The sequence below is a fragment of the Cellulophaga baltica genome, from assembly GCF_018861125.1.
GTDB lineage: Bacteria > Bacteroidota > Bacteroidia > Flavobacteriales > Flavobacteriaceae > Cellulophaga > Cellulophaga baltica_A.
On sequence record NZ_JAHKQN010000020.1, the window covers coordinates 324,149 to 344,803 of the forward strand.

At 31.8% G+C, this 20,655-nt stretch carries 20 protein-coding genes; 15 read left to right on the plus strand and 5 right to left on the minus strand.

All coding sequences use genetic code 11. The features are described from left to right. Positions 1–43: 43 nt before the first annotated feature. From KO500_RS11805 to KO500_RS11825, 5 genes are all read right to left on the minus strand, one after another. Positions 44–433: an ankyrin repeat domain-containing protein gene (locus KO500_RS11805; RefSeq protein ID WP_215956748.1), complete on the minus strand. Its 390-nt coding sequence runs from the start codon at positions 431–433 to the stop codon at positions 44–46. Positions 434–642: 209 nt separating this feature from the next. Beyond that, on the minus strand, positions 643–1,005 hold the full coding sequence (locus KO500_RS11810; protein WP_215956749.1) for a hypothetical protein: 363 nt from the start codon (positions 1,003–1,005) through the stop codon (positions 643–645). Positions 1,006–1,147: 142 nt separating this feature from the next. Continuing rightward, positions 1,148–1,669: a DUF4136 domain-containing protein gene (locus KO500_RS11815; RefSeq protein ID WP_215956750.1), complete on the minus strand. Its 522-nt coding sequence runs from the start codon at positions 1,667–1,669 to the stop codon at positions 1,148–1,150. A gap of 66 nt (positions 1,670–1,735) precedes the next feature. Then, positions 1,736–2,737: a GTPase ObgE gene (gene obgE, locus KO500_RS11820; RefSeq protein ID WP_215956751.1), complete on the minus strand. Its 1,002-nt coding sequence runs from the start codon at positions 2,735–2,737 to the stop codon at positions 1,736–1,738. 42 nt (positions 2,738–2,779) lie between these two features. Next, complete coding sequence (locus KO500_RS11825; RefSeq protein ID WP_215956752.1) at positions 2,780–3,889, minus strand: adenylate kinase; 1,110 nt, start codon at positions 3,887–3,889, stop codon at positions 2,780–2,782. 122 nt (positions 3,890–4,011) lie between these two features. Here KO500_RS11825 and KO500_RS11830 point away from each other — a divergent pair, with 122 nt between their 5' ends. The 15 genes from KO500_RS11830 to KO500_RS11900 all read left to right on the plus strand — a co-directional run bounded on the left by KO500_RS11830 (position 4,012) and on the right by KO500_RS11900 (position 20,565). Further along, positions 4,012–5,184, plus strand: a complete 1,173-nt coding sequence (locus tag KO500_RS11830) for a 5-(carboxyamino)imidazole ribonucleotide synthase (protein WP_215956753.1) — start codon at positions 4,012–4,014, stop codon at positions 5,182–5,184. A gap of 6 nt (positions 5,185–5,190) precedes the next feature. Continuing rightward, positions 5,191–5,679: a 5-(carboxyamino)imidazole ribonucleotide mutase gene (gene purE, locus KO500_RS11835; protein WP_215956754.1), complete on the plus strand. Its 489-nt coding sequence runs from the start codon at positions 5,191–5,193 to the stop codon at positions 5,677–5,679. 65 nt (positions 5,680–5,744) lie between these two features. Continuing rightward, positions 5,745–7,760 (plus strand): M3 family metallopeptidase, encoded by a 2,016-nt coding sequence (locus tag KO500_RS11840; protein ID WP_215956755.1) that lies wholly within the window; start codon positions 5,745–5,747, stop codon positions 7,758–7,760. A gap of 409 nt (positions 7,761–8,169) precedes the next feature. Then, positions 8,170–8,928, plus strand: coding sequence for an alpha/beta hydrolase family protein (locus KO500_RS11845; RefSeq protein WP_215956756.1), 759 nt, complete (start codon positions 8,170–8,172; stop codon positions 8,926–8,928). Positions 8,929–9,043: 115 nt separating this feature from the next. After that, a complete protein-coding gene (locus KO500_RS11850; RefSeq protein WP_215956757.1) occupies positions 9,044–9,778 on the plus strand; it encodes a CPBP family intramembrane glutamic endopeptidase in 735 nt (244 codons plus the stop codon). 82 nt (positions 9,779–9,860) lie between these two features. Next, on the plus strand, positions 9,861–10,130 hold the full coding sequence (locus tag KO500_RS11855; RefSeq protein ID WP_215956758.1) for a hypothetical protein: 270 nt from the start codon (positions 9,861–9,863) through the stop codon (positions 10,128–10,130). Between the two features lie 125 nt (positions 10,131–10,255). After that, positions 10,256–10,945 (plus strand): TapB family protein, encoded by a 690-nt coding sequence (locus KO500_RS11860; protein ID WP_215956759.1) that lies wholly within the window; start codon positions 10,256–10,258, stop codon positions 10,943–10,945. Between the two features lie 103 nt (positions 10,946–11,048). Further along, positions 11,049–11,486, plus strand: coding sequence for a hypothetical protein (locus KO500_RS11865; protein WP_215956760.1), 438 nt, complete (start codon positions 11,049–11,051; stop codon positions 11,484–11,486). Between the two features lie 69 nt (positions 11,487–11,555). Then, positions 11,556–12,431 (plus strand): YegJ family protein, encoded by an 876-nt coding sequence (locus tag KO500_RS11870; RefSeq protein ID WP_215956761.1) that lies wholly within the window; start codon positions 11,556–11,558, stop codon positions 12,429–12,431. An 89-nt stretch (positions 12,432–12,520) separates the two neighbouring features. Further along, a complete protein-coding gene (locus tag KO500_RS11875) occupies positions 12,521–13,714 on the plus strand; it encodes an MFS transporter (RefSeq protein ID WP_215956762.1) in 1,194 nt (397 codons plus the stop codon). A 207-nt stretch (positions 13,715–13,921) separates the two neighbouring features. Continuing rightward, complete coding sequence (locus KO500_RS11880; RefSeq protein WP_215956763.1) at positions 13,922–17,158, plus strand: S41 family peptidase; 3,237 nt, start codon at positions 13,922–13,924, stop codon at positions 17,156–17,158. A gap of 108 nt (positions 17,159–17,266) precedes the next feature. Then, positions 17,267–18,217, plus strand: a complete 951-nt coding sequence (locus tag KO500_RS11885; RefSeq protein WP_215956764.1) for a sugar phosphate isomerase/epimerase family protein — start codon at positions 17,267–17,269, stop codon at positions 18,215–18,217. 137 nt (positions 18,218–18,354) lie between these two features. Further along, entirely contained in the window at positions 18,355–19,377 is a 1,023-nt protein-coding gene (locus KO500_RS11890) for a YHYH protein (protein WP_215956765.1), read from the plus strand. Between the two features lie 41 nt (positions 19,378–19,418). Next, positions 19,419–20,192, plus strand: a complete 774-nt coding sequence (locus tag KO500_RS11895; protein ID WP_215956766.1) for a HipA family kinase — start codon at positions 19,419–19,421, stop codon at positions 20,190–20,192. Next, positions 20,182–20,565 carry a DUF3037 domain-containing protein gene (locus KO500_RS11900; RefSeq protein WP_215956767.1) on the plus strand — a complete coding sequence of 128 codons (384 nt, stop codon included), beginning with the start codon at positions 20,182–20,184 and terminating at the stop codon, positions 20,563–20,565. Before KO500_RS11895 ends, KO500_RS11900 begins: the two co-directional genes overlap by 11 nt. Positions 20,566–20,655 lie beyond the last annotated feature (90 nt).

Here is a 20,655-nt window from a genome sequence, read left to right on the forward strand (position 1 = left end):
GTCTGTAGACCCGCTTTATAATGATTGATTGATGAAATATATTTTACATACTCAAGTATGCGGTAGCATCATTTGCTCCTGATAATTTTGCATAATCTAAAGCTGTATATCCTATTTTAGATTTTGCTTTATCATCTGCGCCATTTGCTATTAACACTTTTAATAATTCTACATTATTATAACGTGCTGCATACATTAAAGGTGTCATTCCGTTTGCGACAGATTTTACTTCTAAGTTTGATCCGAACTCGATAAATTTCTTAACCGTTGCAACATCGTTTTTGGCAACTGCTATACTTAAAGGAGCTACATTTTTAATACTCGTGGTTTCAATTTTTTTAGCTATTTCCTTTGTTGGTGTAACATTTGCATTTGCAACGTTTGCAACTGTCATACTAATAATAAGTCCGAATGTAAAGATTGATTTTCTCATGATGTTTATTTTTTAATTATTGATGATTGATTACATGACAAACTTAAAATAACTATTAGGGTTTTAAAATGATTTTATGACCAACGGTAAAATATGATTACCGAACGGGAATCAATAAATGATGAATTGAATTTTACTGTAGTATGAAAACACAACGCATAAAAAAAGCGAGTCAATTGACTCGCTCTTAACATTTTACTACAAATTGATTACATGGATATATGCCATATAATCTCATATAATTTTAAACCTACCATAAAACCTAAGGATAAACCTAAAACGATTACAAGTACAAAAATACTTGTTACATTTTGTCCTTTTCTATAATCTAAACTAATAGGTAAGCTATTTTTAAGAATTTTCAAATCTTCTTTTTTAAAACTAAAAAAACGTCTTTTTAATTGGATGTAATAATTCTCTCCGTGAATAGTTAAATAATGCTCTGGGTTCAAAAAAGAACGCTTTTCTGATACTGTATTACCATTTAACAACACACGTTGTTTCCCCCCTATTAAGGAATTAAATATTTCAATTTTATTTTTGTCTAAATAAAATTCAGCAGCTTTCTTCATTTCAATTTACTATAGCTTAACACATTAGCCATTGTAACATAATTTGTAGGTAATAAAATTTGGTTGAGGGGTTAATTATATACGACCGATATTAAAATTTGGATTTTAATATTTTTTAAATTCTAGCAAATTTAATATTATCTTAACTTTTAGGTGGATATTTCTCAAATACTTTATTAACAATCTCTTGCAATTTCTTCTCTTTAGCTTCAGGTGAAGCGTTTTCGTTATAATTACTAGTACTTGTTGCCTGCCAAAATAAAGATTCTTTGTGACTATCAACCAAATCAAAACTAATTTGACGTTCTTCACCAGATTGTCCTAATGGTAAACCTATAGAAATTCCGCCACCAAGATTACGGCCTCCGCCACCTAAACCAACACCTACTGTACTGTTTTGTGGTGTTCTGTAAGCATCACTAATAATATTAATATAAAAATCTGGCTCTTCAGAAAATCGTATACCTTTTATTTGCATTGTAGCATCTACCGCTGCAATAATACGATTGGTATCAAATTCCGATAAACCTGTTTGCATGTCAGGGTAATAGCCATATGTACTATAATTTGAATAATTTGTAGTGCTATCATAATCGTAATTTACACGAACAGCACTACAAGACATCAAAAAAACAACTGATAAAAAGGCAACTAACTTTTTCATTACTTAATATAATTTAAAGTAAAACTATAAAAAAATAAAAAATTAGAATATATAATTAACACAACGTTAATCATTTAACATGCTCCACAGCTTATCTTTCAATTCGGTAAGTCCTAATTGCGCAACAGATGATATAAACAAATAAGGTACTCCTTTTAAATCTTTATCAAGTTCAGTTTTCATTTCCTCTTTTAGTTCATCATCAAGCATGTCACTTTTTGATATCACTAGCAAACGCTCTTTATCAAGCATTTCAGGATTGTAACGTCGTAACTCATCTAAAAGAATCTCATACTCTTTCTTAATATCCTTACTATCAGCAGGAATTAAAAACAATAAGGTAGAATTACGCTCAATATGTCTTAAAAAGTAATAACCTAAGCCTTTACCTTCCGCTGCACCTTCAATAATACCGGGAATATCAGCCATTACAAAACTCTGAAACTCACGATATTTTACAATTCCTAAATTAGGTTTTAAGGTTGTAAACTCATAATCAGCAATTTTAGGTTTTGCTGTAGTTAAAACAGATAATAAAGTAGACTTACCTGCATTAGGGAAACCCACTAAACCTACATCGGCAAGTAGTTTTAGCTCCATAATTATAGACAATTCACCACCAGGAATTCCTGGTTGCGCATATCTAGGGGTTTGGTTTGTTGATGTTTTAAAGTGCCAATTACCACGACCACCTAAACCACCAGGTAGTATTACTTTTTCTTCACCATCATAGGTGATTTCCATAAGTACTTCTTCTGTATCTGCATCTTTTATAACAGTACCTAATGGCACTTCTAAATACACATCTTCACCATCAGAACCAGAGCTTCTGCTCTTAGCTCCATGCCCACCGTGACCTGCTCTAAAACTACGTTTAAATTTATAGGTCAACAGTGTCCATAAATCTTTACTACCTCTAATAATAACATGACCACCACGGCCACCATCACCACCATCAGGGCCACCTTTGGTAATAAATTTTTCGCGGTGTAAATGCACAGATCCTTTTCCGCCATTACCCGATTCTAAATTTATCTTTACATAATCTACAAAATTACCTTCCGTCATGTGTATCTATTATTGGTACTACTTGCTACTGTTTATTGATTGTTATAGTTTATCAATAACAGTCTTTATTCTTTCTGTAATCTCAGCTATTTCGCCAATACCATTTACGCTGTAAAATTTGTCTTTACCTTCGTAATACGTAATTAACGGAGCTGTTTTTTCATTATACTCATCAAAACGGTTACGTATTTTAGCTTCATCTTGATCGTCTGATCTTCCGCTTACTTTACCACGTTCTAACAAACGCTGAATCAAAACCTCATCATTAGCTTCTAATGCAATGGTTGCATCTATTTTCATGTCTTTAGATTCTAAAAAAGTATCCAAAGCTTCTGCTTGCGCAGTAGTTCTTGGGAAACCATCAAAAATAAAACCGCTTGCATCTGCATTTTTCTCAACCTCGTCTTGTAACATTTTTATAGTAACCTCATCAGGTACAAGCTCTCCTTTATCAATAAATGATTTTGCTAAAGTGCCTAATTCTGTTCCATTCTTAATATTATATCGAAAAACATCTCCTGTAGAAATATGCTTTAAATTGTAAGCCGACTTTAAAAACTCCGCTTGTGTGCCCTTGCCAGCACCTGGTTTTCCGAAAATCACAAGATTAATCATAGTATTTATGTTTAATTGATAAACTTCTTTTAAATTTCTTCCTAATTCGTTGTAATCTAAACCGTAACCTACAATAAATTTATTCGGAATATCCATTCCTATATAATCTATTTTGTACTCGCCATTATAAACTTCTGGCTTATGGAATAATGTTGCAATTTTAAACTCTTTTACATTTGTATTAGAGAATAGATGTATTAATTCTTTTAATGTACGGCCTGTGTCAATAATATCTTCTAAAATAATAACGCTTCTACCTTCAATTACATCTTCAGGTACATCTAATAAAGTTTCTACAATACCTGTTGATGTTAAACCGCTATACGAGCTCAATTTTACAAAAGAAACTTCACAAGGGTGTTCGTACTCTTTTAATAAATCGGCCACAAACATAAATGAGCCATTTAAAACCCCAACAAATATTGGTGTTTCATCTTTGTAATCCTTCGCAACTTCAGTGGCAACTTTTTTAACTGCTGCTTGTATTTGCGCTTGACTTAAATAAGGTTTGAAATATTTGTCGTGTAGCTTTATCACCGTTATTTTTTTTGAAGTGACAAATATAGCGTTTTTGATTTCTCTTTTTGTAACTAAGATAAGTTGGTTTTAAGAATTCGGTGTATTTTTGTATTTAAAGCATAATTACATACTAGAATACTATGTCTCATCACAATACAAAAAACTATTTTTCATCAGATTTTAAACTCGGAATACTTGGAGGCGGACAATTAGGAAAAATGTTACTGTATGAAACTCGAAAGTTTGATATACAAACTAAAGTACTTGAAAAATCTACCGATGCACCTTCAAAAATTGCATGTGACGAGTTTATTTTAGGTGATCTAATGAATTTTGATGACGTATATAACTTCGGAAAAAAGGTTGATGTTTTAACTATTGAAATAGAAAACGTAAACCTTGACGCTTTAGAAAAGCTTGAAGGTGAAGGTTTAAAAGTATATCCACCAACAAAAACACTAAAAACTATTCAAAATAAAGCAACTCAAAAATTGTTTTATGTGGATAATGACATTCCCACAGCTCCATTTTCTCGTTTTGCTTATGCTAGTGAAATTAAAGATAGTATTGAAAATGGCGGGTTAGAATTCCCTTTTGTGTGGAAAGCGGCTCAATTTGGTTATGACGGACAAGGCGTAAAAGTGGTTCGTTCTTTAGCTGATTTAGAAGGTTTGCCTGATGGTGAATGTATTGCTGAAAAAATGATACCATTTAAAAATGAATTGGCTGTAATTGTAGTACGTAATCCAAGTGGTGATGTTGTTACATACCCAGTAGTTGAAATGGAATTTCACCCAGAAGCAAACCAAGTAGAATATGTTATTTGTCCTGCACGCATTGATGCTTCTGTTGCAAAAAAGGCTAATGATATTGCATTAAAAGTATCAGAAAAAATGAATCATATTGGTATTCTGGCTGTTGAAATGTTTCAAACTATTGATGATGAAATTTTAATAAATGAAGTAGCTCCTCGTCCACACAATAGCGGTCATTATAGTATAGAGGCTAGCTATACCAACCAATTTGAACAACACATTAGAGCCATTTTAGACATGCCTTTAGGTAGTACCGCAAGTAAAGTTGCGGGTATTATGGTAAACTTAGTTGGTGCCGAAGGTTATACTGGTGGTGTTGTTTATGAGAATATGGAAAATATTATGCGCCTTGAAGGTGTTACACCACATATTTATGGTAAAAAACAAACACGTCCTTTTCGTAAAATGGGACATGTAACTATTGTAAATAAAGATATTAGCGTTGCCCGTAGTATTGCGCAACAAGTAAAAGAAACGATTAAAGTTATTAGTAAATAAAAAAACATGAGTAAAGTAGCCGTGGTAATGGGAAGCACAAGTGACCTTCCTGTAATGCAAGATGCAATTGATATATTAAAAGGTTTTGATATTGAGGTTGATGTAGATATAGTTTCTGCTCACCGTACACCAGAAAAACTTTTCGATTTTAGTAAAAATGCTCACATTAGTGGGTATAAAGCAATTATTGCTGGTGCTGGCGGCGCTGCGCATTTACCAGGTATGGTAGCATCAATGTCTCCACTACCTGTAATTGGTGTTCCTGTAAAAAGCAGTAACTCTATTGATGGTTGGGATTCTGTTTTGTCTATTTTACAAATGCCTGGTGGTGTACCTGTAGCTACTGTTGCCTTAAACGGAGCTAAAAATGCAGGTATATTAGCGGCTCAAATTATTGGCGCAAGCGATAAGTGTGTTTTAGATAAAATTATACTTTATAAAGAAGGGTTAAAAGCTAAAGTTATCGAAGGTGCAAAATCTGTGAACGGTAAATAGTGATACTAAAATTCACTACAACTCTTCTATTTTAATAATTAATAACATTTAGACATTCATACATTATGAATCCATTATTATCCCCATTTGATACTGCCCCATTTTCAGAAATAAAGAATGAGCATTTTATGCCTGCCATTACGCAAGCAATTGCTGATGCACGTGCCGAAATAGATGCTATTACAAACAATACGGAAACTCCAACTTTTGAAAATACTATTGCAGCACTTGACTACTCTGGTTATCAATTAGACCGTGTATCTAGTGTTTTTTTCAATCTAAATTCCGCAGAAACAAATGAAGAGATTCAGAAAATTGCACAAGAAGCTTCTCCGCTATTATCAGAATTTGGAAATGACATTACATTAAATGAAGCTTTGTTTAAAAGAGTAAAAGCAGTTTACGATCAAAAAGATAGTTTAACGCTTACTATTGAAGAACAAACGCTGTTAGATAAAAAATATAAAGGTTTCAGCCGCAATGGAGCTAATTTACCGGAAGATAAAAAGGTACGTTTACGTGAGATTGATGCACAACTCTCTAAACTAAGTTTAAAATTTGGAGAGAATGTATTGGCTGAAACTAATAAGTTTGAGTTACATATTACCGATGAGGCTGATTTAGATGGCTTACCTGAAGGTGAAAAAGAAGCTGCCGCTCAAATGGCAAAAGCAAAAGATAAAAGTGGCTGGTTGGTAACTTTAGATTACCCTAGCTATATTCCTTTTATGAAATACGCTACTAATAGAGCGTTGCGTAAACAACTATCATTAGCTTTTGGTAGCAAAGCTTTTCATAACGATGAGCTAGACAACCAAAACAATGTTCTTGAAATTGCAAAATTACGTTTTGAGCGTGCTAACCTTTTAGGCTATAAAACGCACGCACATTTTGTATTGGAAGAGCGTATGGCACAAACACCAGAAAAAGTGCACGAGTTTTTAAATGAATTGCTTGAAAAAGCAAAACCTGCTGCACAAAACGAATTTAAGCAACTAGAAGATTTTGCTAAAGAATTAGATGGTATTGACCGACTTGAAAAATGGGATAGCGCTTATTATTCTGAAAAATTAAAACAGAAATTGTTTGATTTAGATGATGAAAAACTAAAACCATATTTTAAATTAGAAAATGTAATTGCAGGTGTATTTAAAGTAGCAGAAAAATTATTCGATTTACAGTTTGAAGAAGTTTTTGATGTAGATAAGTATCATGAAGATGTAAAAACATACCGTATTTACGATGCTGCAAAAAACTTTATCGCTTTATTTTATGCCGATTTTCACCCAAGATCAGGCAAACGTGGTGGCGCCTGGATGACCTCTTTTAAATCGCAATTTGTATTGGAAGGTGAAAATGTACGTCCGCATATATCAAACGTATGTAATTTTACTAAACCGACTGAAAGCAAACCATCATTATTAACATTCAATGAGGTAACTACATTATTTCATGAATTTGGTCATGGCTTACACGGCATACTTGCAAATACTGTTTACCCAGGTTTATCGGGGACTTCAGTATATTGGGATTTTGTTGAATTACCAAGTCAAGTATTAGAAAACTGGTGTTACCAAAAAGAAGCACTTTCGCTTTTTGCTACGCATTATAAAACTGGAGAAGTTATTCCGATGGAATTGGTACAAAAAATAAAAGATTCTGCCACTTTTCAAGAAGGCATGCAAACCTTACGTCAATTAAGTTTTGGACTATTAGATATGTCTTGGCACGGAACTGACCCTACTGCGGTTAATGATGTAAAAACGTATGAGGAAAAAGCTTTTGCTGGCACTAATTTATATCCTGACACTCCAGAAACATGTATGAGTACATCATTCTCACATATTTTTCAAGGTGGTTATTCTTCAGGATACTACAGTTATAAATGGGCAGAAGTTTTAGATGCTGATGCATTTGCTTACTTTAAAGAAAAAGGAATTTTTAATAAAGAAGTTGCTACAAAGTTTAAAGACTTTGTGCTTTCAAAAGGTGGTACTGAAAACCCTATGGAATTGTACAAAAAGTTCAGAGGTGCTGAACCAAAAATAGAACCTTTATTAGAACGTGCTGGTTTGTTGTAAATAATGCAACAAAAAATTATAAAACAGGAGTTTGAATTTTCATGCTCCTGTTTTTTTGTTTTAAACTTTACGACTATTTACAAAATGTTTATCATATCAATTTACTACCTCGGTAAAGGTAAGCGTGATACCAATCTAAAATTATTTACGTACAATAAGCACTTTAATTATAATGATATTATCGATTTAAACAATAAAAATTTACTAGGAAGATTTGTAATCTAAATTATTGAATTGAATGAAAAAACATATTACAAACCTCTACATTTTCAGTTGCTTCGTAAAATAAGCTTAACTTAAATTGTTTTAATCTGTATTATAAATAACTAAATAATTTTTATTTTGTGAGTTTCTTACGATACTAACGACCAACAAATAAGTTGTTGTAAAATCATAAAAAATTAGCAAGATGAAAAACCAAAAAATAACTTTTAAAAACAACCGTGGGCAACAATTAGCAGCAAGAATTGAGTTCCCCGAAGAAACACCTAAAAGTTATGCCATTTTTGCGCATTGTTTTACTTGCAACAAAAACTTAACTGCTATTAGAAATATCATTAGAATATTAAACAAAAGTGGTATTGCTGTTTTGAGTTTTGATTTTACGGGTTTAGGTGAAAGTGAAGGTGATTTTGCTGATACCAACTTCTCATCTAATGTTGACGACTTAATTGCAGCCGCTACTTTTTTAAAATCTAACTTTGTTGCTCCTTCCATTTTAATAGGTCACTCTCTTGGTGGTGCCGCTGTTATTTTTGCTGCAAAACAAATACCAAGTATTGAAGCTCTTTCAACTATAGGCGCTCCATCAAACCCTAAGCATGTATCACATTTACTAAAATCTGGTATTGATGAGATTAATGCAAAAGGTGAAGCTGTTTTAGAAATTGGTGGTCGTGAATTTAAAATACAGAAACAATTTTTGAATGACATTAACGAGCAAAATATGACCAAAACTTTAAAGGAATTAAAATTGCCGTTGCTAGTTTTTCATTCCCCACAAGACGCTACCGTTGGTATTGAAAACGCAGCACAAATCTATAAAGCTGCATGGCATCCAAAAAGTTTTATTTCACTAGATGGCGCTACACACATGCTTACAAATAAGAACGACTCCATTTATGTTGGTAAAATGATTGCTAATTGGGCAGATCGTTATATTAATTAATATAGATTTAAGCATTTTAAAATAACATCATTAGACTAACACATTTTTTTTAAAATTTTAAGTAACAAAAAACACATTACTTCGTCTTAAAAGAACAACCAACAAAATATCTTTTATGTCATTACTTACGCCATTAATTTGGCTAGCTATTAGTATTCCTCTTTTAATTATTGCGTATTTTACTTCAAAAGAAACCAACTTTAAATATATTTTACTTTTCGGAGCTTATTTTTTAGTAGACTGCTATGCCAGAATTTTAGGGTATGAGTATATAAAACTTGATTTTATGGGACTAAAAGGTAATTGGAGTGGTAATTACTTAAGCTTTATTATTGCGCTAATATTTATACTTTATCATAAAAAAGAAATTAGAGAAGCTATGGGTTTCACAACCAAATTTACTAAAAAAACGGTAGTAATTGGAGTGTTATTCTTTTTAGTATTTCTAGTTTTTGATTTTATTTTTAAAATGAATATCTACCCAAAAGGCGGTCAATTTGATTTACAATCGTTTCTATTTCAAGCCACAACTCCTGGCTTAACTGAAGAAATTGTTTTTAGAGGTATATTATTATGGATTTTAAGCAAAGCTTTTGTTCCTAAAAAGAAAATTAAAGGTGTTGCCTTTGGCTGGGGTTTTATAATCGTTACTTTTTTATTCGCAATGATTCACGGAGTAATCTTAACCAAAAACATGAATTTTATGGTTGACTATGTGACCATTATTTATTTAACACTAGTAACCTCTTTAAGCTTAGGTGTATTACGAAAGTTCTCTGGTAATTTAATTTTACCAACTTTAGCACATAATGTTGTAAACTTAATGAACTTCTTTATTAGATTGTTATAATATTGACATTTAATGTTAATTATTTACTTTATTGTAACATTTTACACAAAATTACGACCCATGGTATATAGACTATAATATTATGAGTGGAGCAGGACAGATGTTGCATGCATTTAAAAGCATAAAATTTAATAGAGATCAATTCAAAAATAAACGCTCTGAGAAGAAAAATAGCTTCACAATTTCTAATACTCGCAAAACAAAATTTAAAAAAGTTAGTCCGGAAGAATTAGAAATTATCACTTTAGAAATTAAAGAAGATGCCAAAAAAGAATTTAAAAGAGAAATAATTTTTTATGGCAGTATTACATGTTTTACTATTGCAATCGCTGTTTTAGTATTCTTACTATAACCGATAAACCAAAAATTGCCCATACTGAAACTATCTATTTTACATTTTGTATATTTTTGAAAATGAGATTTTTACCAACAAAATCTTTTTTTTAACATAACTTTGGACTATAAACACTCAAAGTCATGAAAATTAAATTATTAATACTAATATTAGGTTTTTCAATTCAGGGAATAATTTCTCAAAATTGTGAAGCAATTTCTCCTTATAAACAAGGCACTACTTTAGAATACACCAATTACAATAAAAAAGGCAAAGTAAAATCGGTTGATAATTACACCGTAAAATCTGTTACAACAGAAAATGGTGAAATGCTTATTACTATTGACACTACTACAAAAAATAAGAAAAACGATTCGGCTACTAATACACAAATACTTAGGTGTGTAAATGGTGATTTTTATGTTAGCTTGTCTGATTATTTATCACACCAGAATGATAATCAAGAAAGCACTTTAGAACTTAAAGCTGAGGGTGATTTTGTAGAATTCCCTGATGATATTAAAGAAGGTTATGAATTAAAAGATGCTACAATTGATTTAAAAATGGGTGGTGGTGATGATACTTCTGGGGTTTCTTTTGCCAATATGGAAGTAAGAAACAGGAAAGTTTTACAAGAAGAAAATTTTACAATAAATGACTACGAATTTAATGCTTACAAAGTTTCTTTCGACTATGTATTTACAATGAGTATTCTTAAAATAAGAGGTTCAGGTATTGAGTGGTATGTAAAGGGAGTTGGCATTGTAAAAACAGAAAGTTATAGCAAAAAAGGCAAATTAAAATGGACTAGAGAATTAACTAAATTAAATTAGACCCAAACTTAAAATTACCAATATTATTTAACCAAAAGACATTACAATTTTACTATAAAATTATCGTTATAAATTTTAAAACTCAACCATTAAAAGTTATAAAATGAGTAAAGTTCTATTTGGTTTTATTATTACTTTTTTACTATTATCATGTTCATCTGACGACACTACTCAAACAGAAGAAACAAATGTTTTAGACGGAATATGGTATTTTCAAAGATATGAAACTGGCACCTGTACAGAGGAAGATTCTTCCGGCTGTGGAAATGCCTATGAGTTTCAATTTTTAACAGACAACACTATTGAATTTACTGAAGAAAATGCACAAACATACTCTCAGTATAGTTTTGATGGCGACATTTTAAATCTAGAAATAATTTACATGACAAATGTTCGCATCTACCAACATATTGGTATTTACAGTTATTCTGAAACTGATGACAGTTTTTCCGGAACCTTAGAAATTATTGCTTACGATGGCTTTACTACTGATGCTGAAGTAAACTATACTTACGAAGAAGAAACAATCATATTTAGATGAAAACCAAAATATATAGAGCTATCAAATAACTTGATGGCTCTTTTACACCTATAAACTATACAACCACACATGGGATTTTTAAATAAACTATTCGGCAAAAAAGATAATGTTAGAAAACGTAAAGGAAACCCTGATGTTTATGATATGCCAAATGAAAATGAACGAATGAATTGGGCTATGGAAAAAGCGCGATTAACATTACATTATTTTAAAAAATGTTTAGCGAACCCAAAACCAAGTCAAGACTACTTTTCTGTAAAAGCAAAAATAGAGGACGGCACAAAAGTAGAACACATATGGCTTATGAATCCAAGTTTTGATAATGAAGGAAATGTCTACGGAACTATAGGAAACGAACCTATTGATGTGAAAAATGTAAGTATAAATGAGAAAATAGGCATTCCGTTTGAAAAGGTATCTGATTGGATGATTATTGAGCAAGGAAGATTAATTGGCGGTTATACTATTAGAGCAATTAGAGAGGGTTTAAGCGGTGAAGCTATAACAAACTTTGACAACACAATTGGTGGTTTACACATTGATGATGGTGAAGATTACTTTTTATCCAATCTTGATACTCCTGAGGGTGCTATTCTAATGTTAGAAGATGCCTATGACAATGATGATTTAGAAAAATGCATTAGCTGTAAAGACTTTAACAAAGAAGCTGAATTTATGTTAAAAAAAACGGTGTCAGTAGATATTGATACTAAAATTATAAACAGCACTGCCGAAGTACTCAAACTGTCATTTATAAAAAGTATGCAAGAGCATGGAATGCCAAAATTTAAAGGTATTAAAAGAGCATTTAAAAGACAGAAAATATCAAACGAACATTATATCATAACAGAAATTTGTTATTACCCTGATGGCGGAATATCAAATCAAAAACTTAACACTTACAAAGTAAATAACCAATGGAAAGTTTTAGGACTTGAAAATTAAAAAACAGGCTTTTGTTTTTTTAAAGTAATGAAGCATCTTTTTTATCGACACTTGTATAGGAAACAACCTTTCTATACAAATTCAGATTCATGAGTTCTCAAAAATTAGTTTTACCCATAATTGTTTTAGCTCAATTCTGCTGTACTTCACTTTGGTTTGCTAGTAACGGTGTCATGGGTGATCTTATTACTAATTTTAATCTTGACACTAACGCATTAGGCAATTTAACTGCTGCAGTGCAATTTGGATTTATATCAGGAACATTAATCTTTGCTATTTTTACAATTGCAGATCGTTTTTCACCCTCAAAAGTATTTTTTATAAGTGCATTACTAGGTGCTTTTCTTAATAGCTGTATTATTTGGGAAGGCAATAGCTTAAGTACATTATTAATATTACGTTTTTCAATTGGGTTTTTTCTGGCGGGCATTTATCCTATCGGGATGAAAATAGCCACTGATTATTTTGAAAAAGGCTTAGGAAAATCATTAGGTTTTTTAGTTGGCGCTTTAGTTATTGGTACTGCGTTCCCTCATTTATTAAAGGAAATTACAGGCGATTTTTCTTGGAAAACTGTAATTATCACAACATCGCTACTTGCTATTTTTGGTGGTTTACTCATCTTTTTATTAGTACCTGATGGTCCGTTTAGAAAAGGTAGCACCAATTCAGATGCAGGTACATTTTTTAAAGTATTCAAAAACAATAAATTTAGAAGTGCTGCTTTTGGGTATTTTGGGCATATGTGGGAACTATATACCTTTTGGGCTTTTGTACCGTTAATGCTAAAAACATATAACGAACTGCATGCAAGCACATCATTCAACATACCCTTATTATCCTTCGTAATTATTGGTTCTGGCGGGTTAGCTTGTATTGTAGCTGGTTTTATTTCTGAAAAAATAGGCGCTGAAAAAACAGCTTTTATAGCCTTACTCCTTTCTTGCTTTTGCTGTTTAATATCAGGTATGATTTTTAGCAGCACTTCTGATATTTTATTTGTCGCATTTCTAATTTTCTGGGGTATTGTTGTTGTTGCGGACTCTCCCCTATTTTCTGCACTCGTAGCTCAAAATGTACCTGCAGAAGCTAAAGGAACTGCTTTAACTATTGTAAATTCTATTGGTTATTTAATCACAATTATTAGCATTCAACTTATAAGTTTAGTGAAAGAATTTGCACTTTCAAACAATATTTATGTGTTACTCGCAATCGGCCCTATTCTTGGTTTAATTGCATTATCAAAAAAGAAAATGAATAAAAAAATACAGTTTAAAACATAAGCTAAGAATGAAAAAACCAGTTTATTTGAGGTTATGATTTTCATTCTAAAGAAATTAAATACATAGCGCATATTGCGCTAAAAGCAAAAAAATAGTAACACTCTTCTGCTTTCTTAAACACTTAATAAAAACGTAAATATGTAAAAAATATATACTTTTAAAATCAAAAAAAACAAACTGCTAACATTCACTAAACTCATCTTTATCATGAAAAATTTAATACTATTTTTTTTTATTTTTTGTTTTGCGCTACATGCACAAAATGAAGACTATCTTGTACACAATCCAACTATAAGTCATCAAGGGAATCAAATTGCTTTTTCATATCAAGGTGATATTTGGATGGCAAATAAAGATGGATCAAACCTAAAAAGACTTACCATACATGAAGCTTATGAAGGTAATCCATATTTTACAACAGATGATGCAAATGTTGTTTTTCAAAGCAACAGATTTGGAAACAATGACATCTTTATAGTTTCTATAGATGGAGGGATTCCAAAACGTCTAACTTATGCTTCTTCTAATGATATTATTACAGATGTAACACCTACAAGTGTTATTTTTAATACTAGAAGAGATTTTGTTCAGGTAGAGGCTGATCAAGAAATATTTGAAATACCTTTATCTGGAGGAACGCCAAGCCGATTATTAAATAGTTTAGGATTTGATGCTACTATTTCACCCAACGGTAAATTGGTAGCTTTTACTAGAGGTAGTTGCCGTATAGCAAGAGAAGAATACCAAGGGTCTGCAAATAGAGACATTTGGCTTTATGACATTGAAAAAGATAGCTATCAACAATTAACCACTTTTAAAGGGAATGATTTTTATCCTTATTGGTCAGGAAATAATACTATTTATTTTCAATCTGCATCAACTGGTAAATATAATGTTCATCGTGCTCAATTAAATAATGATAATTCATTAAATAAAACAGAAGCGATTACCAATTTCACTGATTTGGGTATTTTTTCTTACCATATCGGAGATAACGGTAAAACTATTATTTTATCACAAATGGATAAGTTATTTCTAATAGATACTAAATCAAACAAAACTACTCAAATAAAACTCAATTTAAGTTCTGATTACAAATTCTACCCTGAAGAGAATAAAACATATACAAGCGATGTTAGAAATATTGTTCCTTCACCTAATGGAAAATATAGTATTTTAAATATTAGAGGCGAATTATTCCTAACTGAAAATAACAAGGAACAAAAAAGGACAATCAATTTATCTAACTCGCCATATAGAGATCAAAATGCATTTTGGTTAAATGACGAGACTATAATTTTCACCTCTGATCGAAATGGGGTTCAAAACTTATTTAAGGTCACTTCTTCTGACCCTAAACAGAAAGATATTTTCTTCTCGTTAAAACATAGTATTACACAAATTTCTAATTCTAAAGCTAAAATAGATAATCCCGTTTTATCTCCTAATAGAAAATCACTTGCATATACTATTGGCCGAGGACAATTAAATGTTGTTAATATATCTGAAACTGGCAATCTATCTAAAAAAGTAACTCTAAATAAAAATGGATGGTCATTACCTTCTGGTTTATCGTGGTCTCCTGATAATAAGTGGATAGCTTATAGTATTCAAGATTTAGAGTTTAATGCAGAAATTTTTATACAAAAAATAGACAATTCAGCTCCAGCAACAAATATTTCAATGCACCCAAAAGCTGATCGCAATCCAATTTGGTCTGATGATGGAACAAAAATCGGTTTTACATCAAACAGAAATAATAGTGATTACGATGTGTGGTTTGTATGGTTACAAAAAGAGAATTGGGAAAAAACACCTTTAGACTGGAAAGAGACTACTTTTGATAAATTTAAAAAAGTAGATAACTCTGATAGTAAAAGCAAAAAAGAGGAGAGTAAAGAAAAGGAATTTATTCCTATATCGATTGACCTAGACAAAATCTATGAACGCCAAGTTCAAGTTACACGATATAGTGGTGGTGAATTTTTACAAGGTATCTCTAAAGATGGTGAAACCTTCTATTACACTACAGGCAATGGCACTCGCACCAATATTGACGTAAGCTCTGATCTATACAAAATAAAATGGGACGGTAAAGATAAAGAAGAGATTACAAAAGGAGACACTGACCCTAATAGTATATCACTAGACAATAAAAAAGAATACCTTTATTATACTGCATCAGGAAAACCAAAACGCATAAAACTTGCTAAATCTTCAGATAAACCAGAGCCTATTCTATTTACGGCAAAGATGAAAATCAATTATTCAGAAGAAAGTAATCAAATTTTTGAAGAAGCTTGGAGTGCCATTAATAATGGCTTTTATGATCCAAATTTTCACGGTCATGATTGGAGTTTATTAAAATCTCAATTTAAACCTTTGGCAATAAAAGCATCGACTAGAAATGATTTCACCTTTATTTTTAATTGGATGTTAGGTCAAATAAATGCTAGCCACATGGGGTTAAGACAGGGTGAGAAAAGAGAAGACATTCAACATGAGCGCACAGGACAACTAGGAATAGAGGTTTCTCCTTTAGAAAATGGTAATGTAAAAATTACTGCCAAAACGATAAATATGCCAGCTGACAAAACAACTAGTTTTTTAGAAATCGGTAGTGTTATTACTGCTGTAAATGGTGAAAAATTAACTCCTACCACCAATTTTTACAGCTTACTAAATGGCATGGTAGATGAGAAAATTTATCTTTCTACCAAAACACCCAAAGGTAAAGTCAAAGAAGTTGTGATTAGACCAAGCCAAACTAATAGAGCAGAAAATTATCTGACTTGGGTAAACGAACGTAAACGCCTTACAGATAAATATTCAAATGGTGAATTAGGATATATACATATTCAAGGAATGAATTGGCCCAGTTTTGAACGTTTTGAAAGAGAGCTAACTGCTGCTGGCTATGGAAAAAAAGGTATTGTGATTGATGTTCGCTATAATGGAGGTGGATGGACTACTGATTATTTGATGTCTATTTTAACTGTAAAACAACATGCTTACACCATTCCTAGAGGTGCCTCTACAGATTTAAGTAAAGACCACACCAATTTCTCAAAAACCTATCCTTACAGCGAAAGGTTACCCTTGGCTGCTTGGACAAAACCATCTATTGCTTTAATAAATGAACGAAGCTATTCTAATGCAGAAATATTTGCACATGCTTATAAATCCTTAAATATTGGTACGCTAGTTGGTCTACCAACTTTTGGGGCTGTGATTTCGACTGGCTCACAACGCCTTATCGACGGATCTACTGTAAGAATGCCATATAGAGGATGGTATGTTAAAAACACAGGATTAGATATGGATTTTCAACCTGCTACTCCAGATATAACAGTGGCTAACACACCTGATTATAAAGTAAAAAAACAAGACAAACAACTAGAGACTGCTGTAAAAGAACTATTAAGACAATTAAATTCTAAATAGATTTTTTCGAGTATAAAATATATGCTGTCAACGATAATTTATCGCTTGACAGCATGTATTGTTTATAACTAGTTTATTTTGTGTATTTATAGATATAAAAGAGTTACCATGAAAAAATTAGATAACTCAAGAAGAGATTTTATTAAAAAGTCTGCTATGGCTAGCTCAAGCTTAGTTTTACCTACTAATTTAGTATTTAAAAAGCACGTTACTGAAAATAACATTCCAAAGGTTTATATTTTCTCAAAACAACTTCAGTTTTTAAATTATATTGATATGTGCGATGCAACCAAAGAAATGGGTTTTGATGGTCTTGATTTAACAGTAAGGGCAAAAGGGCATGTTTTACCTGAAAAAGTTGCTGATGATTTACCTAAAGTTACTGAAGTAATGCATCTTTATAAGCTTACACCACAATTAATCACAACCAAAATAAGTGATACACAATTGCCTAGCACCAAATTGTTATTAAAAACTGCAAGTGATTTAGGGTATACGCATTACAGACCATCTTATTTTAAATATAAAAAAGACACTCCTGTCTTAAAAACTGTTGAAACAGTTCAAAATTCTTTCATACAACTTGAAAAACTCAACAATAAATTTTCAATAAACTTGGCTTACCAAAATCATTCTGGTCATTATTTTGGCGCTTCTATTTGGGATTTACACCAAGTGTTAGCTAAAATGACGGTTAATAATATAGGTAGCCAGTATGATATTATGCATGCTACAGTTGAAGGTGGCAAAAATTGGGAAGTAGGTTTTCACCTCATCAAACCTTATATAAATTCTGTTGTTCTTAAAGATTTTAAATGGGTAAAAACAAATAATAAATGGGAGATTAAATACACACCTTTGGGTGATGGAATGGTTGATTTTGATCGTTTTTTCAAGCTTTTAAAAGAAAATAAAATTAATGCTCCAATATGCTTGCATGCAGAATATGATTTGGGTGGTGCAGAACATGGGAACACTCCTAGCATATCACAACAGGAAGTCTTTAAACGATTAAAGCAAGACTTAAATTTTATTAAAAGAAAATGGAATCATATTTAATAATCCTCTCTTTACTGATTAAAAGTTATATTCTAATATAAAGCCTAATTCTTTCACTTAAAAAGAAAGCTAATTGAATACAAACGAAGCCATTAAAGCATAGTATTCATTAATTTTGACTGTTTAAAATTTGAAAAATGAAAGCCTTAAAAAATTACTTCCTATTAAGTTTAAGTATTCTCTATATTAGTTGTGGTTCATCTTCAAAAAAAAAGAAAATAAGCGTAGATTCAGATGCTAATATTTCAAATATTGATTTTACGAAAAGTTATGATATTTCGAGCAAAAAATATGGAACTGAAACCCATATGGTAGTAAATGATTCTACACGTATTTTAAAAACAAATTCGTTACCTAATCATGAAATAGGTGTATTTCCTAACCCAGGAAACCCTAACAGTATTAAAGCACAAGACATTACCTATACATTCCCCTTAGTTCCTAAATTAACTGGTAAATCAAGATGGGCAAGACAACCTGGTGTGGCAGTTAATGGTATTAAATTTGAACCAGAAACAGCTGAGAGGTTTGTATGTGAAACCGGTGAGGTATACAGAATTGAAGCTTTTCAAGATATCGTAGATTTTGGACTGGATGAAAATAATGCACATGTACAACCTACAGGAGCATACCACTATCACGGTGTACCAACAGAATTAATAAAAGAACTTGATAAAGGTGAAGACCTAATTTTGGTAGGCTACGCAACTGATGGTTTTGCAATTTACTACTCAAAAAGCGGTAAATATAAGCCAAGTTATAAGTTAGGGGTAACACCAAGAACTGGTGAAGTTTGTGAATACAAAAAACCAGGATTTACCACTGAAAAAGAAATTAACAATACAAACCCCGATGGCACTTTTGTTTCTGATTGGTCTTACGTTAAAAACTCTGGAGATTTAGATGAGTGTAATGGTATTGAAATTGATGGAGAATACACTTATTTACTTACCGATGAATATCCATATGTAGGTCGATGCCTTAAAGGAGAGTTTGTTGAGCACCACGGCGGTGGTGGCAGTGGACCAAGACCTAGAGGTGGCGGTGGCTCTGAAGGAGGAGGCAGACCAGAAGGCGGAAGACCGGGTGGCCCAGGCGGACCTGGAGGTCCAAATGGAGATAGACCAGAAGAAGAACACTCACATGGTGGAGGACAATAACTTAATCGTTAAATTTACATTTCAAAACTTAATGTAAGTACATGAATGCAATTAGAACAGTAAACGTTGTTCAATACATAAAACCTTTGCGCGAAGGCGGATCTATGCCTGCAATAGTTAAAGCTGATGATGAGTTTTTATATGTTCTAAAGTTTAGAGGTGCTGGCCAAGGTAAAAAGGCTCTGATTGCGGAACTTATCGGTGGTGAACTAGCTCGCCTTGTTGGTTTAAAAGTACCTGAATTGGTATTCATGAACTTAGATGACACTTTTAGTAAAACTGAACCTGATGAAGAAGTTCAAGATTTATTAAAGTTTAGTGTTGGGTTAAATTTAGGTTTACATTTTTTAACAAGCGCTATTACGTACGATCCGTTAGCTTCTAAAATAGATGCGCTTACTGCTTCAAAAATTGTATTACTTGACAGTGTTATTAGTAATATTGACCGTACTGCAAAAAACACCAATTTATTAGATTGGAAAAATGAATTATGGGTTATTGATAACGGCGCAAGTTTTTACTTTCATCATAACTGGAATACGTGGGAAAATCATTTAACAAGAACATTCCCTTTAATAAAAGACCATGTGCTTTTACCAAAAGCCAAACAATTAAAAGAAGTTTCTGAAATATTTAAAAAAATAATTACTCCTGATAAAATTGCTGAAATTATTAATATAATTCCTGAAGATTGGTTGTTGAGTGATGAAGATACTTTCTCTCCTTCAGAGATAAGAACGGCATATAATACGTACTTAAAGGCAAAATTAGAAATGATAGATTCACTTGTAAAAGAAGCTCAAGATGCAAGATAGAATCAAATACGAATATGCCATTGTACGCGTACTACCCAAAGTTGAACGTGAAGAATTTTTTAATGTTGGAGTTATACTTTTCTCTAGACAAAAAAAATTCTTAAAAATAAAATTTCATATTGATGAAGCTAAACTTTCTTGTTTCTGTTGTGAAAAAGACAGCTCTGGTTTAAAGGATTATTTAAATGCTTGGCAACAAGTTTGTGAGGGCGAACCAAATGGTGGAGCAATAGGTAAATTAGATTTATCTGATAGATTTCGTTGGTTAACAGCTTCACGAAGTACTATTATACAAAGTTCACCTACACACACAGGTTTATGTATAAATCCTGAAGAAGAATTAGATAAAATATTTAAAAACTGTGTTTTATAAAGCAACCGTTAAGCATTCCTTAATACGGTAGAACATTAAGTTTCCTTTAAGTAATTTTGCCTCTTGTTTTTCGTCTAATTAGTACGATAA

Excerpts from the sequence above, each read along its gene's own strand:
- KO500_RS11805 (WP_215956748.1), bottom strand. The coding sequence starts at position 433 with ATGAGAAAATCAATCTTTACATTCGGACTTATTATTAGTATGACAGTT.
- KO500_RS11810 (WP_215956749.1), bottom strand. The coding sequence starts at position 1,005 with ATGAAGAAAGCTGCTGAATTTTATTTAGACAAAAATAAAATTGAAATA.
- KO500_RS11815 (WP_215956750.1), bottom strand. The coding sequence starts at position 1,669 with ATGAAAAAGTTAGTTGCCTTTTTATCAGTTGTTTTTTTGATGTCTTGT.
- obgE (WP_215956751.1), bottom strand. The coding sequence starts at position 2,737 with ATGACGGAAGGTAATTTTGTAGATTATGTAAAGATAAATTTAGAATCG.
- KO500_RS11830 (WP_215956753.1), top strand. The coding sequence starts at position 4,012 with ATGTCTCATCACAATACAAAAAACTATTTTTCATCAGATTTTAAACTC.
- purE (WP_215956754.1), top strand. The coding sequence starts at position 5,191 with ATGAGTAAAGTAGCCGTGGTAATGGGAAGCACAAGTGACCTTCCTGTA.
- KO500_RS11840 (WP_215956755.1), top strand. The coding sequence starts at position 5,745 with ATGAATCCATTATTATCCCCATTTGATACTGCCCCATTTTCAGAAATA.
- KO500_RS11845 (WP_215956756.1), top strand. The coding sequence starts at position 8,170 with ATGAAAAACCAAAAAATAACTTTTAAAAACAACCGTGGGCAACAATTA.
- KO500_RS11850 (WP_215956757.1), top strand. The coding sequence starts at position 9,044 with ATGTCATTACTTACGCCATTAATTTGGCTAGCTATTAGTATTCCTCTT.
- KO500_RS11855 (WP_215956758.1), top strand. The coding sequence starts at position 9,861 with ATGAGTGGAGCAGGACAGATGTTGCATGCATTTAAAAGCATAAAATTT.
- KO500_RS11860 (WP_215956759.1), top strand. The coding sequence starts at position 10,256 with ATGAAAATTAAATTATTAATACTAATATTAGGTTTTTCAATTCAGGGA.
- KO500_RS11865 (WP_215956760.1), top strand. The coding sequence starts at position 11,049 with ATGAGTAAAGTTCTATTTGGTTTTATTATTACTTTTTTACTATTATCA.
- KO500_RS11870 (WP_215956761.1), top strand. The coding sequence starts at position 11,556 with ATGGGATTTTTAAATAAACTATTCGGCAAAAAAGATAATGTTAGAAAA.
- KO500_RS11875 (WP_215956762.1), top strand. The coding sequence starts at position 12,521 with ATGAGTTCTCAAAAATTAGTTTTACCCATAATTGTTTTAGCTCAATTC.
- KO500_RS11880 (WP_215956763.1), top strand. The coding sequence starts at position 13,922 with ATGAAAAATTTAATACTATTTTTTTTTATTTTTTGTTTTGCGCTACAT.
- KO500_RS11885 (WP_215956764.1), top strand. The coding sequence starts at position 17,267 with ATGAAAAAATTAGATAACTCAAGAAGAGATTTTATTAAAAAGTCTGCT.
- KO500_RS11890 (WP_215956765.1), top strand. The coding sequence starts at position 18,355 with ATGAAAGCCTTAAAAAATTACTTCCTATTAAGTTTAAGTATTCTCTAT.
- KO500_RS11895 (WP_215956766.1), top strand. The coding sequence starts at position 19,419 with ATGAATGCAATTAGAACAGTAAACGTTGTTCAATACATAAAACCTTTG.
- KO500_RS11900 (WP_215956767.1), top strand. The coding sequence starts at position 20,182 with ATGCAAGATAGAATCAAATACGAATATGCCATTGTACGCGTACTACCC.